13 protein-coding genes are annotated in these 16,163 nt (G+C 31.8%); 4 read left to right on the forward strand and 9 right to left on the reverse strand.

Annotated elements, in window-relative coordinates; translation table 11 throughout:
* Positions 1-154: 154 nt before the first annotated feature.
* The 7 genes from ABXT64_RS10200 to ABXT64_RS10230 all read right to left on the reverse strand — a co-directional run bounded on the left by ABXT64_RS10200 (position 155) and on the right by ABXT64_RS10230 (position 11,483).
* The gene (locus ABXT64_RS10200; protein WP_443632825.1) at positions 155-2,569 is read right to left on the reverse strand and encodes an alpha-ketoacid dehydrogenase subunit alpha/beta; all 2,415 of its coding nucleotides are present in this window, start codon (positions 2,567-2,569) and stop codon (positions 155-157) included.
* Positions 2,570-2,659: 90 nt separating this feature from the next.
* Complete coding sequence (locus ABXT64_RS10205) at positions 2,660-2,893, reverse strand: hypothetical protein (RefSeq protein WP_443632826.1); 234 nt, start codon at positions 2,891-2,893, stop codon at positions 2,660-2,662.
* Between the two features lie 10 nt (positions 2,894-2,903).
* Positions 2,904-5,693 (reverse strand): metalloprotease, encoded by a 2,790-nt coding sequence (locus ABXT64_RS10210; protein WP_443632827.1) that lies wholly within the window; start codon positions 5,691-5,693, stop codon positions 2,904-2,906.
* 20 nt (positions 5,694-5,713) lie between these two features.
* The gene (locus ABXT64_RS10215) at positions 5,714-6,967 is read right to left on the reverse strand and encodes a T9SS type A sorting domain-containing protein (protein ID WP_443632828.1); all 1,254 of its coding nucleotides are present in this window, start codon (positions 6,965-6,967) and stop codon (positions 5,714-5,716) included.
* Positions 6,968-6,991: 24 nt separating this feature from the next.
* Positions 6,992-7,681 carry a TIGR00730 family Rossman fold protein gene (locus tag ABXT64_RS10220; protein WP_443632829.1) on the reverse strand — a complete coding sequence of 230 codons (690 nt, stop codon included), beginning with the start codon at positions 7,679-7,681 and terminating at the stop codon, positions 6,992-6,994.
* A 32-nt stretch (positions 7,682-7,713) separates the two neighbouring features.
* A complete protein-coding gene (gene uvrA, locus ABXT64_RS10225; protein ID WP_443632830.1) occupies positions 7,714-10,545 on the reverse strand; it encodes an excinuclease ABC subunit UvrA in 2,832 nt (943 codons plus the stop codon).
* A gap of 263 nt (positions 10,546-10,808) precedes the next feature.
* Positions 10,809-11,483 carry a TetR/AcrR family transcriptional regulator gene (locus ABXT64_RS10230; protein ID WP_443632831.1) on the reverse strand — a complete coding sequence of 225 codons (675 nt, stop codon included), beginning with the start codon at positions 11,481-11,483 and terminating at the stop codon, positions 10,809-10,811.
* A gap of 147 nt (positions 11,484-11,630) precedes the next feature.
* Here ABXT64_RS10230 and ABXT64_RS10235 point away from each other — a divergent pair, with 147 nt between their 5' ends.
* The 4 genes from ABXT64_RS10235 to ABXT64_RS10250 all read left to right on the forward strand — a co-directional run bounded on the left by ABXT64_RS10235 (position 11,631) and on the right by ABXT64_RS10250 (position 14,936).
* The gene (locus ABXT64_RS10235) at positions 11,631-11,930 is read left to right on the forward strand and encodes a hypothetical protein (RefSeq protein ID WP_443632832.1); all 300 of its coding nucleotides are present in this window, start codon (positions 11,631-11,633) and stop codon (positions 11,928-11,930) included.
* An 86-nt stretch (positions 11,931-12,016) separates the two neighbouring features.
* A complete protein-coding gene (locus ABXT64_RS10240; protein ID WP_443632833.1) occupies positions 12,017-13,585 on the forward strand; it encodes a SulP family inorganic anion transporter in 1,569 nt (522 codons plus the stop codon).
* A gap of 28 nt (positions 13,586-13,613) precedes the next feature.
* Positions 13,614-14,246: a carbonic anhydrase family protein gene (locus ABXT64_RS10245; RefSeq protein ID WP_443632834.1), complete on the forward strand. Its 633-nt coding sequence runs from the start codon at positions 13,614-13,616 to the stop codon at positions 14,244-14,246.
* Between the two features lie 12 nt (positions 14,247-14,258).
* Positions 14,259-14,936, forward strand: coding sequence for a DUF2490 domain-containing protein (locus ABXT64_RS10250; RefSeq protein WP_443632835.1), 678 nt, complete (start codon positions 14,259-14,261; stop codon positions 14,934-14,936).
* 51 nt (positions 14,937-14,987) lie between these two features.
* Here ABXT64_RS10250 and ABXT64_RS10255 read toward each other — a convergent pair whose 3' ends face one another.
* Both ABXT64_RS10255 and ABXT64_RS10260 read right to left on the reverse strand, forming a co-directional pair.
* Entirely contained in the window at positions 14,988-15,320 is a 333-nt protein-coding gene (locus ABXT64_RS10255) for a hypothetical protein (RefSeq protein ID WP_443632836.1), read from the reverse strand.
* A 124-nt stretch (positions 15,321-15,444) separates the two neighbouring features.
* Positions 15,445-16,155 (reverse strand): FkbM family methyltransferase, encoded by a 711-nt coding sequence (locus tag ABXT64_RS10260; RefSeq protein ID WP_443632837.1) that lies wholly within the window; start codon positions 16,153-16,155, stop codon positions 15,445-15,447.
* Between the last annotated feature and the right edge of the window lie 8 nt (positions 16,156-16,163).

Consider the following 16,163-nt stretch of genomic DNA (forward strand, 5'->3'; position numbering starts at 1 on the left):
TATTGACATTTTTTTAACGCAACTTAATACACTCTTTCAAAAACACCTTCTATTGAAGGATTTAAAATATAATAAGATTCTTATTCCTTTGGTAACCTAAAAGTGACTATTGGTTTTTTTATTACATTGTTATTCACTTTATCAAGGTGTTTTATTAACGCAATTTCGGAAAGCTAGTTGGATCCGCTTCATGCATAATTTCATATACTTTTTCGAAAATATCTTCTTCTGAAGGTTTTGAAAAATAATCACCATCCGTTCCATACGCTGGACGATGAGGTTTAGCAGTTAATGCCTGTGGCTTACTATCCAAATATTGATAAGCATTCTGATTATCTAATATTTCATTTAAAATATAAGCAGAAGCGCCACCAGGAACATCCTCATCGATTACTAATAAACGATTGGTCTTAGCTACACTTTTTACAATGTCGTGGTTTAAATCGAAGGGTAACAATGATTGTGCATCGATAATTTCAACATCAATACTAACTTGCTGCAGTTCTTTTGCAACTTCTTGAACAATACGTAAAGTACTTCCGTAGGAAACTATGGTAATGTCTGTTCCTTCTTTTACAGTTTCTACCACACCAATTGGCGTGCAAATTTCTGAAAGATTCGAAGGCATTTTTTCTTTTAGACGGTAGCCATTTAAACATTCTATAATAATTGCAGGCTCATCTGTTTTTAGAAGTGTGTTATAAAATCCAGCAGCTTTGGTCATGTCTCTAGGAACCAAAATATACATTCCACGTAATAAGTGAATCAATCCACCCATTTGTGAACCACTGTGCCAAATACCTTCTAAACGATGACCACGAGTTCTTACAATTAGCGGAGCTTTTTGCTTTCCATTGGTACGGTAACGAACGGTTGCTAAATCGTCACTCATGATTTGCAGGCAATACAAAATATAATCTAAGTATTGGATTTCAGCAATAGGGCGTAGGCCTCTCATTGACATTCCAATTCCTTGTCCTAAAATGGTTGCTTCTCTAATTCCTGCATCAGCGACACGTGCTTCTCCATACTTATCTTGTAATCCTTCTAAGCCTTGATTTACATCTCCAATAGCACCACTATCTTCACCAAAAATATACACTTCAGGGTGTTCAGCTAGTATAGCATCAAAATTATCTCTTAATATTACACGTCCATCAACTGCTTCTGCATCATCTTTATATATTGGTTTTACTTCTGAAATTGTTTTTGCATTCTCATTTGCTTCAGAATACAAATGAGCACTGTATTTTGGTTCAATGATTTCGAAATAGTTTTCGATCCAATCTTGCAATTGTTTTTTCTCAACGGTATGTTCACCAATCAAATAACGTAACGTTTTTCTTGCAGTACCAATTATTTCTCTTCGTAACGGTTCAGTTTCTGAAGCTAGTTTAGCAGTAATATTATTTATAAAAGCTTTGTTTGCACTTTTTTCAGCAGCATTATTGATTAATAGTAATGCTTCTTGTTGTTCTTGAATTTGAGGAGCTAAAAAGGCTTTCCAAGCAGCAGTTTTTCCTTCGCGAACTTCTTTTTTAATCGTTTTTTCTATAACAACTAATTCCTCTTCCGTAGAAATATTACTAGAAATAACCCATTCACGCATTTTTACGTTACAATCGAATTCTCTTTCCCAACCCAAACGGTCTTTGTCTTTATAGCGTTCGTGAGATCCACTAGTAGAATGTCCTTGAGGTTGTGTTAATTCATTAACATGAATTAAAACAGGAACATGTTCTTCTCTAGCGATTGCAGATGCTTTTTGATATGCTTCTATTAGGTTAGGATAATCCCAACCATGAACACGAATAATCTCGTATCCTTTTTCATCTTCGGTACGTTGAAACCCTTTTAAGATTTCTGAAATATTTTCTTTAGTAGTTTGGTGTCTTGCATGTACTGAAATACCATATTCATCATCCCAAACACTCATCACCATTGGTATCTGTAATACCCCAGCAGCATTGATAGATTCCCAAAATAATCCTTCACTAGTACTTGCGTTTCCTATAGTTCCCCAAGCAACTTCGTTTCCTTTATCTGAAAGGTGGGTATGGCTGGCCAAATCTTTTGCATTTCTAAATACTTTTGATGCTTGCGCTAAGCCTAATAACCGTGGCATTTGTCCAGCAGTAGGAGAGATGTCTGGGCTACTATTTTTTTGTTTCGTAAGATCTTTCCATGTACCATCATCATTTAAACTATGGGTTGCAAAATGTCCTCCCATTTGCCTACCTGCACTCATTGGATCTTTCTCAATATCGGTATGTGCATATAAACCAGCAAAAAACTGTTCGATCGTTAGTTTACCAATAGCCATCATAAATGTTTGATCTCTATAGTAACCACTACGCCAATCTCCATTTTTAAATGATTTTGCCCATGCTAATTGAGGAATTTCTTTTCCATCACCAAAAATTCCGAATTTAGCTTTTCCAGTCAGCACTTCACGACGCCCTAGCAAACTACATTCCCTACTTGTTACAGCGATTTTGTAATCAGTAAGAACTTCTTGTTTAAAATCATCAAAAGATAATTTGCTATTTGTTTCTGGGTTTGACTGCATTTAATTTGATTTTTTGCTTATTACAAAAGTAAGGAAAATCAACAAGTTTTACAACGCTAAAAAATTATGAAATATTCAAAGAAAGAACGGTTATTTTGAATTATTACTAGCTGTTTTGTTTACTTTAATATAAATAATGCGAATCAATAAAATAAAAGGGATGCCATGAAGTAATAAATCCAATACATCCATTAATTTCATTTCAGCAGCACCTCCTATAACCCATTTTATTTTCCCTACGATATGTGGTTCAGGATAATAGGGAGCTAATCCTAACGTTAGGCAGAGTAAAATGACAATTCTTAAATTATTAAATAAGTTCATTTATATTATTTTAATACCATTCACGTGTAAATAATCCTAATAAAGTTTTAGGGTCTAAGGTTACAATAAATCTAATTTTCTGGTCGTAATTTGGTAAGCCTGGTTCCCAACCCAAACTTGAATATAAAGGAAAGAAAACTTCAAAATAATCAGCGACTAGACTTAGCCTAACACCTGTGTCAAAAACAGCTTTTGTTCGTTGGTTTTTATTGTGTACCAAGCCAGCATCTCCATAAGCATAAATCCAATTCCAGATATTGGTACTCGCATTTACAGTTGCCATCCAACTATTTGAAAAAGCAGGTTCCAACTGAGATTTAAATCCACCTTCAGCTACAATTAATTGTTGACTAAATAATCCAGCTTCCTCACTTCTTCCATAGTATGAGTAATCGAAAAGATAATCAGTAGGTCTATCTAAAGCAAAGCTGAAAAAATCACCATTTTGCCTAGTTTTATTATGTAAAAAAGCTCCTGCAAAAAACCGAACATTTAGCTGACGGTTATTTAGAAATAACTTTCTGTACTCTAAAGTGGTAGAAATTTTACTAAAATCTGATGAAACTTGAGTGTCAAATACCCCTCTAAAATAATTAATTAGATTAGGATTTGAATATACATATTGCAGGTTTAAAACACTATAATTTGGTTCTTGGTCTGGATCGTTAATATCTTTATCTCTAGAAACATTTACACTCCTAATATTGATAAATTGCTTTTCATTATCTCTTAAATCTTTGTTTCTAAAAGAGAAGGTCATGAACGGACTTAAGCGCTGATAAAACAAATCGGTATTGTATGAGAAGTAACTACCAGCAACACCAAATCGGAATGAGTTTAATTTACCATCTTCGTATTGTTGTCGGTATGAAAAGGAACCTTTACCTATTAAAGTTTTTGAAGTAAGTCCATATTGAGGTTCAAGCTTATAATGTAATGCTTTCCTAAGTAATGTTTTGTTATAAAGTTTTAGACCTACGCTAAGACCATCGTATAAGTTGTACTGAAACACGGGCATAAAAAATAACTGATTGTATTTTGGGTCTTCTATATCTTGAAATAATCTAAATTGAATCGGCCTATTTAAAAGACCGTCAATCTTTTTGAAATTATTACGCTGATTAAATTCTGGAATAATAGTTTCATAATTTAAAGCAAGCTTATCGATGTTTTCTGAAGGAACTGTAATGGTTATTAAACTATCGATAGGTTGGGTCCATTTTTTAAAGACAATGTTATCATTGTTTAAACCGTATAATGAAACAGGTAATGGATGGTTCCGTTTATTTTTTATAGTTATCTCTAAGGAATCCTCACGTTTTACAACGCTCTTTATTTTAAAATCTATTGTACTTCTGGTGTTTAAATAATTTTCAAAAAACCAATTCACTGGGAGGTTGGTATTTCTTTCTAAGTATTGTTGAAAAATTGCTGCCTTTACAGGTTTTAAGTGTTGTTCTGTATAAAACTCTTTAATGGTTTTATCTACAACTTCCTTTCCTAAATAATCTGAAAGATATTGCAGACCATCGCCTCCATAATAATCACTGGCAATGTTTTTATTGAATTTAACTAATGAATCTTTAGGGGTTGTTAATGACTGTTGTAAATTACTACGAGCCATATTTAAATAGAGTAGTGGGTATTGATCGTTAAATTCTATTTTTGAAATATGAGACCATTTTATAATCCATAGCTTACTAAGACTTCCAATGATTTTCATTTTTGGATAATATTGATCCACGTACTCCATCATTAAATAAATCTGTAAAGCACCAATTAGCCAATGCTCTTCTCTCGGATTGACCGCTAGCGTGTTTTCTATATAGGCACGGCTAATGGTTTTTAATTGTTCCATGTTGTACTCAAAACCATCAGGGAAGGGGCTTATAAAGTTTGGTAATTGGTTGAGTCCGTATACAGGATTCTTTTTGTAAGCCGTTTTAGTAATAAGTATTTTATCGAATGGATAGGGTCCCAATTTTTCATCTAAAAAATGAACAATCCTATCAATTGAAAGTGCGCTAATGGTTGGTGTTACTTTTTTACCTTTTAGGTTGGTAACGATATCAAATTTATCTGTTTCAATAGTTTCAAAATCATTTCGTTGAGTTAGGTGAATGATTGCTGACATTCTTTGGTCACCTTCTAATACCGTTTCTTTGTTTCCTTCTGAAATAGTTTCTGATACCAAGTCAAAATCGGAAATCAAAAAATATTTTTCAGGAGTTGTTAGTGTAATTTTATACGTTGAAGGTGATACAAATAAATCTTCCGTATTTTTATTACTAAATGTTTGCCATTCCCCATCAAATACCCCAGGAGTTATATGCCAATATTTAAGTTTGTAGTTTTTATTTTCGGAAGCTCCATATCTGGTAAACTTGTCATCAGGAAGTTTTACCGTATACTTCAGGTTTAATAGGTAAGTCTCATTAGGTAATAATGGCTCATCTAAGGTTACAATGACAATATCTAATTCGTCGCCATGTTCCCATGATACATTAGTTTGATTGGTATTGGTAATATTTAAATTGGTAGTTTTTCCACGATCTTCATCTTTTTCAAAATGAAATGAACTACTATAGTTTTCAGAAAATCGTTTACCTAAGGGTGTAGTTTTACTTGAAAAACTATTTGCCCAATCACTTAAATATAGTTCATTCAAAGAAACATTAGAAGTATTTTTAAATTGTATTTCTTGACTAATGTTTAGTGTATTGCTTTCTATATCTAATATAGAATTTATAGTAATAGTATGCTGTGCTTGTGTTGAAACAACAGCAAAGAAAATAAGCAATTTTATATATCGTTGCAGTTTCAAGAAGTTTTAATAAATTTTATGAGGTTACTGTTTTTCAAACTTGACTTAATATAATAAATACCTTGAGCTAATTGTGAAACATCTATGCTAATGGTTTCTGAATTTGTCTTGATATTTTCTATCAATTTTTGCCCTAATGTATTATAAATTTCTAAAGTAAAAAACTCTTGGACGGATGGATGTACTTTAATCTGTAATTTATCCTTAACAACTGTTAACTCAACCTGAAGTAAATTTTCATTTAATAAGTAATCTTCATTGCCAAGAATCATAAATTCCTTATCTGTTTCAAGCTCCATTACTACTGGTAAATGATCGCTCATATTATATAGGTCATTTCGTAAATCTTGATTAAAATCACCGATACAATCTTCATTATTAATGTCATTATTATAGCAATTACCATTATTTCCATACGATTTATACGTATCTGAAATATACCTAACATTTGGATTGGTTTCCATGTTTTCAGAAACAAGTATAAAATCAAATCGATCGTCTAAACCACCGCCAGCACCAGATCCAAATGGACCAGAGCTTATTCGGGTACTTTGTGTATGAATATCTTGATACGTATCGTTGTTATGCCATGATCCAGGTGTGTTAATAGGATCTTTTAAAACGATTGCATTTGTATTATCTAAAAGCTCTTGATAGGCAGGTTCTGATTGGGTGTACACATTAAAGTCGCCTGCAAAAATGACAAATGAATCTGGATCTATTGTCTCAAGATAATTAGTAAATTTGGTTACCATTTCTAATCTAGTATTTTGGTTAGCTGTCCCTTGACTCGATTTTAGGTGGGTTACAAAAAGATCTATAAAAACGGGGTCATCCTCTTGATCTGTGGTGTTTAACTTTAATTGGTATCTATTTATATCTCTTACGGTATTAACGATGATATCTGTAGATTCTAAAATAAACTTATCGTTTCTAAAATAGAGGAGTTGATTTAAATTTGTGTTATTCCCGGATTGATTAAGTACAAAGGGAGCTCTAGAGTAAATGATACCATCATCATTTAATGAAGTGTTTAAAATTTGATCTGCTCCATTTTCATTTTCCAATTCACATACCATAAAAATATCTGGTTCGTAAGTATTTAAAATATTTTTTAAAATTTCTGAACGACCTTCAGGGGAAGCACTTGGGAATTCTAATAAATTATAAAACATCGTTTTTACTATTTCCTGACTTGAAACGGTAATACTTGATAAAATAATGCAAAAGAAGAGTATTCTTCTTATCATAACTGGGGAGTTTTTATGTAGTAATTAAAAGTTTGGACTTAATTCCGAATCATTATAAAAATTATTTAAGATTTCTAATACTTCATCTTCATTATCTACTAGATGTATTAAATCAAGATCTTCTGGGCTAACATTTTTATTTTCTTGTACCAAAGTTTCTTTGATCCAATCCATTAATCCTTTCCAGAATTTGGTGCCCACTAAAATGATTGGAAACTTTCCAATTTTATGCGTTTGTATTAAAGTAATTGCTTCAAATAGTTCATCAAGTGTACCAAAACCACCAGGCATTACTACAAATCCTTGCGAATATTTTACGAACATCACTTTTCGAACAAAGAAATAATCAAAATCTATGCTTTTATCACCATCAATATATGGATTGTCATGTTGCTCAAAAGGTAAAGCTATGTTTAATCCAACCGATGTTCCACCTGCTAAATGTGCTCCTTTATTACCTGCTTCCATGATTCCTGGACCACCACCTGTAATGACACCATAGCCATTTTCAGTAATTTTCTTTGCAATATTTTCTGCTAAAAGATAATAGGGGTCATTAGGAAGTGTTCTTGCAGATCCAAAAATAGAAACACAAGGTCCAATTTTACTTAACTTTTCATATCCACTAACAAATTCTCCCATGATTTTAAAAATCGCCCAAGAGTCATTTGTTTTTACTTCATTCCAGTTCTTTGGTTTTGCTTCGTTTCTCATATTCATTTTATTGTTCAACAACCATTTGTAGGCTAATGTAATTCTTTTTTAAGAAAATGTGCTGTGTGACTTATGTTTTGCTTTACGATTTCTTCAGGGCTCCCAATCGATAAAACTTTACCTCCTTTTTTGCCACCTTCCGGACCAATATCAATGATGTAATCTACTGTTTTTATTACATCCAGATTATGCTCTATAATTAAAACGGTATTTCCTTTGTCAACCAATTTATTAAGCACTAACATGAGCACTCTAATGTCTTCAAAATGTAATCCAGTAGTAGGTTCATCTAAAATATAAAAGGTATTTCCCGTATCTCTTTTTGATAGTTCTGTAGCTAATTTAATACGTTGTGCTTCTCCACCTGAAAGAGTAGTTGATTGCTGACCTAGTGTAATATATCCTAAACCAACATCTTCAATCGTTTTTAATTTTCTATAAATTTTCGGGATATGCTCAAAGAAAGGACAAGCCTCTTCAATGGTCATTTCTAAGATATCATAGATAGATTTCCCTTTGTATTTTATTTCTAATGTTTCTCTATTAAAACGTTTTCCTAGACAGGTTTCACATTCAACATACACATCAGGTAAGAAGTTCATTTCTATTACTCGTAACCCACCACCTTTGCAGGTTTCACATCTTCCTCCTGTAACGTTAAAACTAAATCTTCCTGGCTTATACCCGCGGATCATTGCTTCAGGCATTTTTGAAAAAAGACTTCTTATTTCTGAAAATAATCCGGTATAAGTAGCGGGATTTGAACGTGGTGTTCTTCCAATAGGAGATTGATTTATATCAATTACTTTATCAATATGTTCCAGTCCTTTAATTTTCTTATAAGGCATCGGTTTTTTTACCCCATTAAAGAAATGAGCATTTAAAATAGGGTAGAGGGTTTCATTAATTAATGTAGATTTTCCACTACCTGAAACACCCGTAACACCAATCATTTTAGCTAAAGGAATGTCGATAGAAACATTTTTTAAATTGTTTCCAGTGGCTCCAATTAAGCTTAATATTTTGCCATTTCCTTTTCTACGGTTTTTAGGAATCGCAATTTCTTTTTTCCCGTTTAAATAGTCTGCAGTTAAAGTATTTTGCTGTAAGATAAATTCTGGAGTTCCTTGCGATTCAATTTCGCCACCATGTTTTCCAGCTGCTGGACCAATATCGATTACATAATCGGCTTGCTGAATCATTTCTTTATCGTGCTCTACAACGATCACTGAGTTTCCAATGTCTCTTAATTGAATAAGAGAATGAATTAATTTCTCATTGTCACGTTGATGAAGTCCAATACTAGGTTCATCTAAAATATAAAGCACACCTACAAGTTGTGATCCTATTTGTGTCGCCAATCGAATTCGTTGTGCTTCGCCTCCCGAAAGTGTTTTCGAACTTCGATCTAATGCTAAGTAAGTTAGACCCACATCTAAAAGGAATTGCAACCTGGTTTTTACTTCTTTAATTATTTCAGAAGCAATTTTTAATTGTGTTTCACCTAGTCTTTTCTCAACAGTATTGAACCATTTAGCCAATTCAATGACGTCCATTTTGGCTAATTCTGAAATATTTTTATTGTTAATTTTAAAATTGAGTGATTCTCTACGTAAACGAGTTCCATTACATTCAGAACATGGAATATTATCCATAAAATCTTTCGCCCAACGTTTTAGGCTTCTAGATTCATTTGCTTCAAAGGTGCTTTGAAGAAAAGTTACAATTCCTTCAAAATCGATTTTATAATTACGAGTGATGCCTAATGTTTTGGATTCTACATCAAATTTTTCATTTGCGCCAAATAAAATAACATCGACTGCTTCCTTCGGAATTTTATGAAAAGGATCACTTAATTTAAAATTATATTTCTGAGCAATCAATTCTAATTGCTTAAAGATCCAATTCTGTTTTTTCTCACCTTGAGGAGCTAAAGCTCCTTGGTTAATAGAAAGTTTTCTGTTTGGGATTACTTTATCTAAATTCACTTCATGCAAGGTTCCTAAGCCTTTACATTTTGGACACATTCCTTTCGGTGAGTTAAACGAAAAATTATTAGGTTCAGGATTTGGATAGGAAATACCACTAGTTGGACACATTAAAGAACGACTAAAATACCTTGTTGTATTGGTTTCATGATCTAACAACATTATAATGTCATCTCCATGATACATTGCAGTTACAATAGATTCGCTTAAGCGTTTATTTAAAATGGTTTCTTCGGAAATTTTTAGGCGATCGATTACAATTTCAATGTCGTGGTTTTTATAACGATCGACTTTCATTCCTTTTACGATGTCTAATATTTCACCATCGACACGAACTTTTAAAAACCCTTGTTTTGCAATTTGTTCAAATAATTCGCGGTAATGTCCTTTTCGAGAACGAACAACAGGAGCAAGGATATTTACTTTTTTATCCTTGAAATCATTTAAAATCAGTTCTTGGATTTGTTCATCGGTATAACTTACCATTTTTTCGCCTGTATTATAACTATAAGCATCACTGGCTCTAGCAAATAACAAACGTAAAAAATCATAAATTTCTGTGATAGTACCTACCGTAGAACGAGGGCTACGACTGGTTGTTTTTTGCTCGATGGCAATCACTGGTGAAAGTCCTTCGATTTTATCTACATCGGGGCGTTCTAAATTCCCTAAAAACTGACGTGCATACGCAGAGAAAGTTTCGATGTAACGTCTTTGTCCTTCGGCATAAATAGTATCGAAGGCTAAGGAAGATTTACCACTCCCAGAAAGCCCTGTAATTACTACTAATTGGTCTCTAGGGATCTTAACATCGATGTTCTTTAAATTATGAACTCGAGCCCCTAAAACTTCAATATATCCTTCACTTTTTGACATAGTTAGCAAAGGTACTTAATTGATTTGAGATTTTATTTGAGGAGGAGTGTTAAATAAGAGGTAATTACTCAAAATTTAATATGTTTTACTACTATTTCATTTCCTTGGCATCCAATTCATTTACTTGCTCTTCTTCCATTGTTTTAATTTATAAATGTTAATGAACAAAATTAATAGATAAAGATTTATTTAACAGAAACGTATGTTACACAAGGCAAATAACAGTATTAGGTATTAGGATTGTTTTTTTCTTTTCATAAATATCAAGCCAGTAATCTTTCTGCAAAATAGTTTAACATTTCCTCCACCTCATTCGCTTCATCATTTTTAATGGAGATATCAGTTAGTTTTGGAAGGTGGTTCGCAAAATAAATTTGATTGTTTGACATTTCAAACAAGTTGGTAGCTAGTGTAAAAGGATATTTAAAATTTGGATTTATTTCACTGATAACATTAGAAACGGATTTTGCTAATTCTTTATAACTTTTAAAAAACCCTTTAGAATTTTCTTTATCTACTTCTTTTGTATGGTATGCTTTCATTCCTTCAGAAATGACAATACTATGTAACTTACTTTCATTTACATAATCCATACTTGGGTTTTCTTTGGATGCAGAAACAAATGAATGTATTATTATTTGTAGTTTTCTTTTTGGGTCATCTATATTCCTAATATTAATTTCTATAAGATAATTTACCCATTGCCAATACCAATTCACTAAGAAGAGTAATAATAAATGTTTATTTTCAAAATATCGGTAAATAGATGCTTCGGTTGAATTGATTTCTTGTGCTAATTTTTTGAATGTAAAAGACTCAAAACCATACTCATCAATCATCAAAATACTATGCCTAATTATATTTCTTCCAAGTTTTGAGTCTTGAGGTTCTTTAAGGTACAAGCCCTCATTCAAAGATATTTTTATTTCTATACTCATATTCTTTGGTATTTTGAATATTATACTGATTAACAAAAAATAATGATACTTTTTTCAAATATATGAAAGTTTAACTTTTTAAAATGATAGTTTTACTATCATTTTAAAAAGTATTATTATATTTGCACTTTTAAATAACAAACCTACATGTCAAAAAAAAGCGTTTCTATATTTTTTTCAGTAATTTTTTTACTGGTTATAGTTGCGCCAACTGTTCTTGTAATCGTTGATAACACTTTTGATATTTCTATACTTTATTCTTCTATCGAAGAAGAAAAAGGAAATGAAAAGCATTTAGATATTGAATCCTTTCTATCTAAAGAAAAAACTATTGAATCAGATTTAGTTTTTGCGCTTGCAGAAAATAATATAGGATATTTTTATAAAATGTATCCTAAACCTCACTTAAACGTTATCTCACCTCCTCCAGATTTGTACATAGTATAATCTAGTTTTCACCTTATTAAAAAACCTTTCATTAATTTCAAATACCTTTTAGTCACAATAGCTAAAAGTTAAAAATTATATAATATATGTTTAAAAGTATTAAAAAAGACTTGCCAGCGAGTATAGTCGTGTTTTTTGTTGCATTACCCTTATGTTTAGGTATTGCATTAGCTAGTGGTGCTCCTCTTTTTTCTGGTTTAATTGCAGGAATTGTAGGAGGTATTGTTGTAGGTTCATTAAGTGGATCTAAAATTGGAGTAAGTGGTCCAGCTGCTGGTTTAGCAGCAATAGTATTAACAGCAATAAGCACCTTAGGAAGTTATGAAAACTTTTTAGTTGCTGTAGTTTTAGGGGGTGTAATTCAATTAATTTTTGGAATTTTAAAAGCAGGAATTATTGGATACTACTTTCCTTCGTCTGTAATTAAAGGAATGTTAACAGGAATTGGAATTATTATAATTTTAAAGCAGATTCCTCATTTCTTTGGATATGATCAAGCGTTTACTTTATTTAAAGTTGATGGAGAAAGTACCATAACTCAATTATTAAATATTTTTGATCACATCCAATTTGGGTCCACTGTAATAGGAATTATTGGATTAGCTATACTATTACTTTGGGATAAAGTATTATCTAAAAAAGGTAAAATATTTCAAATCCTCCAAGGTCCTTTAGTAGCGGTAGCGGTAGGTATTATATTTTATTTGATTACCAAATCCAATGATACCTTTGCAATTACACAATCGCATTTAGTTAGTGTTCCAATTCCCGATAATTTTGATTCATTTTTAGGGCAATTTAGTTTTCCAAATTTCGCAGTAATTACAAATCCAGAAATTTGGATTGTAGCATTCACTATTGCTTTAGTAGCGAGTTTAGAAACCTTATTATGTGTTGAAGCTACAGATAAGTTAGATCCTAACAAAAATGTAACACCAACCAATAGAGAATTACTTGCACAAGGAACTGGAAATATTCTTTCAGGATTAATTGGAGGATTACCAATAACACAAGTAATTGTAAGAAGTTCGGCTAATATTCAATCTGGAGGAAGAACTAAAATGTCAGCAATTATTCACGGATTCTTGTTATTAATATCTGTGATTTTGATTCCTGCATTATTAAATAAAATTCCTTTATCTGTGTTAGCAGCCGTGTTATTAATTGTTGGATATAAATTGGCAAAGCCTGCATTATTCAAACAGATGTATAATTTAGGGTGGAAACAATTTGTACCATTTACGGTAACCGTTTTAGGAATTGTATTTATCGATTTATTATACGGTATAGGGTTAGGATTAGCGGTAGGAGTTGTTGTTATACTTATTAAAAGTTATCAAAATTCACACTTCTTACATATCGAAGACAATAGTAATGGTGCCTCTAAAATTAAGATGACTTTAGCAGAAGAAGTAACCTTTTTTAATAAGGGAGCTATTTTAAAGGAGCTAGATAAATTGGCGAAAGATTCACATTTAGAATTAGATGTAAGAAAAACAAGGTATCTAGATAATGATATTATTGAAATATTAGAAGACTTTGCTTTTAAGGCAAATGAAAAAAATATACATATAACATTGATTTCAGAAAGAGCCATTGTTGAAAACCCATCAAGCTATATAGAGTTCTTTAAACTAAGACCTAAAGTAGCATAAGAAATAAATAATATTTAAAACAAAAATTATGAAAGCACAAACAAAAGAAACACAAGCAACGATGACACCAGAGAAGTCATTGCAAAGTTTAAAAGAAGGAAACGTACGATTTCAAAACAATTTAAAAGCAGAAAGGAATTTATTTGAACAAGTAAAGGACACCAGTAATGGTCAGTATCCCTTTGCAACCATTTTAAGTTGTATCGATTCAAGAGTATCATCTGAATTAATTTTCGATCAAGGTATTGGTGATATTTTTAGCGCTCGTATTGCTGGAAACTTTGTAAATGATGATATTTTAGGAAGCATGGAATTTGCATGTAAATTGGCAGGAACTAGACTTGTGGTCATTTTAGGACATACCGCATGTGGAGCCGTAAAAGGGGCTTGTGATGATGCCAAATTGGGAAAACTTACAGGAATGTTAGATAAGATCAAACCGGCTGTAAATGCAGTAAAATTACCAGAAGATGCAAGTTCAAGAAACTCTTCAAATATAGAGTTCGTAAATAATGTTGCTGAAAAAAATGTACAACTTACGATTGATAAAATTATAGTTGATAGTGATGTTCTAGCAGAGATGCAAGAAAACGGAGAAATTATGATTGTTGGCGGAATGTATGATATACAAACAGGAGCTGTAAGTTTTTTGAATAACTAAGAATAACATTTTATGAAAAAGAATGAATTTAAAAAAAGGCTAGGAACGGCGGCATTAATCATAGGATTAATGCTGCCATCTTTGGTTCAAAGCCAAGATAGTAGTTTTGGAAATTGGTTAATTTATATAGGAAATAAGAAATTGGACCAAAAATGGAACCTACACCATGAAGTTCAATATCGAAATTATAACGCTATTGGTGACCTTGAGCAGTTATTAATACGTACTGGTCTAGGCTATACGTTTAATGAAAATAAAAATAATGTATTACTCGGCTATGGTTATATTTTATCTGAAAACTATATTGGTGATACGGATGAAAAATTTTCTGTAAATGAACATAGGATTTTTCAACAATTTACTTCAAAACAAAAAATTGGTCAGGTGAAATTAAGCCATCGATATAGGTTTGAACAACGTTTTGTTGAAAGTGACTTTAAAATGCGCCTTCGTTACTTTTTAGGAGTAAATATTCCCTTAACTAAAAAGGAAGAAAATAAGTACTATGTTTCAGCTTACAATGAGATATTTTTAAATACAGAATCATCTGTATTTGATCGGAATAGACTCTATGGAGGTATTGGATATCATCTTACTAAAAATATAAGGTTAGAAGCGGGCTATATGAATCAATTTTTTGAGAATAATAATAGAGATCAATTGAATATTCTTGCCTTTGTAAATTTTTAAATCGAAAGGGATTAATTTTTCTAGAGGTACTTTTAGCAAATAGCCGTTTATTTATTTCAATAGATTCACTTTTATTTCTGAAATAATTGCGAATTTACATCCACTAGTAGACTCCGTCCAATTAAGACGTACCGAGAGTGGGAAGACAGCCTTGTTTAAATCGATAGTAGAATTATCGGGTAATTCAATAAATTGATACTGATTTTGTTCTCCCTCAATTTCTATAATCCAATTACCACAGCAGGCACATTGTGCTTTATCCAGTCCCATAATGAGACCTGTAGAACCATAGGTAATCGCTGTTGTTTCCTTATAGCTTTTACAACCTAGTATGCATATTGTGATTAAGAGTGCGAGTGCAATATTAAATTTAAAGGTGTTCATGCGCTTATTTTATTCGTTATTTTAATATAGGTTATGTGTTGCTCAATTTTCATTTTTCAGAATAAAAAACTAAGATATTAAAAGAGTTCCAAATTTAAATCAGTACTATTTTGTTCCATCTCTATTAAGGATATTTTACGTAGATATCGCCTGTTTTAATTTCATCTGGCAATGCTTTAATAAATTCATTAAAATCAGTTTCATTTTTCCATGTCTTAAAAGAAAATTTCATGGACTCATAAGGCGAAAAGTTATAAGATAATGAATCAAATTTAGATAATGTATTCATGCATTCGAGTGCTAAATCCTTGAGCTTGGCATTATATTCAAAACTAAGTAAGGGTAACGGCTGAGATAGCCCTTTTAAAACTTCTAATTCATATCCTTCAACATCAATTTTACAAAAAACAGGGATTCCATAGTCCTCGATTAATTGATCTAGCGTACTAATTTTTGTTGGTTCTAAAGAGTTCCATTGAATATTGAACTCTTTTTGGCCTTTGTATTTTTCAATGAATAGTTCACTAAAGGTGCAGACTTCACTAATCGTTGAAATATAAATATCTTTTTGCCCAGCTTCACTTCCTATGCCTAGTTGGAGGAGGGTGGAATTCTTTTCATTTCCAAATTTTTCTTTCAGAATAAGGTAGGTCTTTTTTACTGGCTCAACACTGACTACTCGGGCTTTTAAGTTTAAAAATATTTCGGTTCTATTGCCAATGTTGGCTCCAATATCGAAGCACAAATCACCCTCATTAATATAGTTACCATAGAACTGTTTAAACTTCTTCTTTCGTCTAAGGGTGGAGATTTTTTTTTTAAGATGTTTAATCATATTCTACC

Source organism: Candidatus Marifrigoribacter sp. Uisw_064 (assembly GCF_047730175.1).
Lineage (GTDB): Bacteria > Bacteroidota > Bacteroidia > Flavobacteriales > Flavobacteriaceae > Marifrigoribacter.

Excerpts from the sequence above, each read along its gene's own strand:
- ABXT64_RS10200 (WP_443632825.1), bottom strand. The coding sequence starts at position 2,569 with ATGCAGTCAAACCCAGAAACAAATAGCAAATTATCTTTTGATGATTTT.
- ABXT64_RS10205 (WP_443632826.1), bottom strand. The coding sequence starts at position 2,893 with ATGAACTTATTTAATAATTTAAGAATTGTCATTTTACTCTGCCTAACG.
- ABXT64_RS10215 (WP_443632828.1), bottom strand. The coding sequence starts at position 6,967 with ATGATAAGAAGAATACTCTTCTTTTGCATTATTTTATCAAGTATTACC.
- ABXT64_RS10220 (WP_443632829.1), bottom strand. The coding sequence starts at position 7,681 with ATGAGAAACGAAGCAAAACCAAAGAACTGGAATGAAGTAAAAACAAAT.
- uvrA (WP_443632830.1), bottom strand. The coding sequence starts at position 10,545 with ATGTCAAAAAGTGAAGGATATATTGAAGTTTTAGGGGCTCGAGTTCAT.
- ABXT64_RS10230 (WP_443632831.1), bottom strand. The coding sequence starts at position 11,483 with ATGAGTATAGAAATAAAAATATCTTTGAATGAGGGCTTGTACCTTAAA.
- ABXT64_RS10235 (WP_443632832.1), top strand. The coding sequence starts at position 11,631 with ATGTCAAAAAAAAGCGTTTCTATATTTTTTTCAGTAATTTTTTTACTG.
- ABXT64_RS10240 (WP_443632833.1), top strand. The coding sequence starts at position 12,017 with ATGTTTAAAAGTATTAAAAAAGACTTGCCAGCGAGTATAGTCGTGTTT.
- ABXT64_RS10245 (WP_443632834.1), top strand. The coding sequence starts at position 13,614 with ATGAAAGCACAAACAAAAGAAACACAAGCAACGATGACACCAGAGAAG.
- ABXT64_RS10250 (WP_443632835.1), top strand. The coding sequence starts at position 14,259 with ATGAAAAAGAATGAATTTAAAAAAAGGCTAGGAACGGCGGCATTAATC.
- ABXT64_RS10255 (WP_443632836.1), bottom strand. The coding sequence starts at position 15,320 with ATGAACACCTTTAAATTTAATATTGCACTCGCACTCTTAATCACAATA.
- ABXT64_RS10260 (WP_443632837.1), bottom strand. The coding sequence starts at position 16,155 with ATGATTAAACATCTTAAAAAAAAAATCTCCACCCTTAGACGAAAGAAG.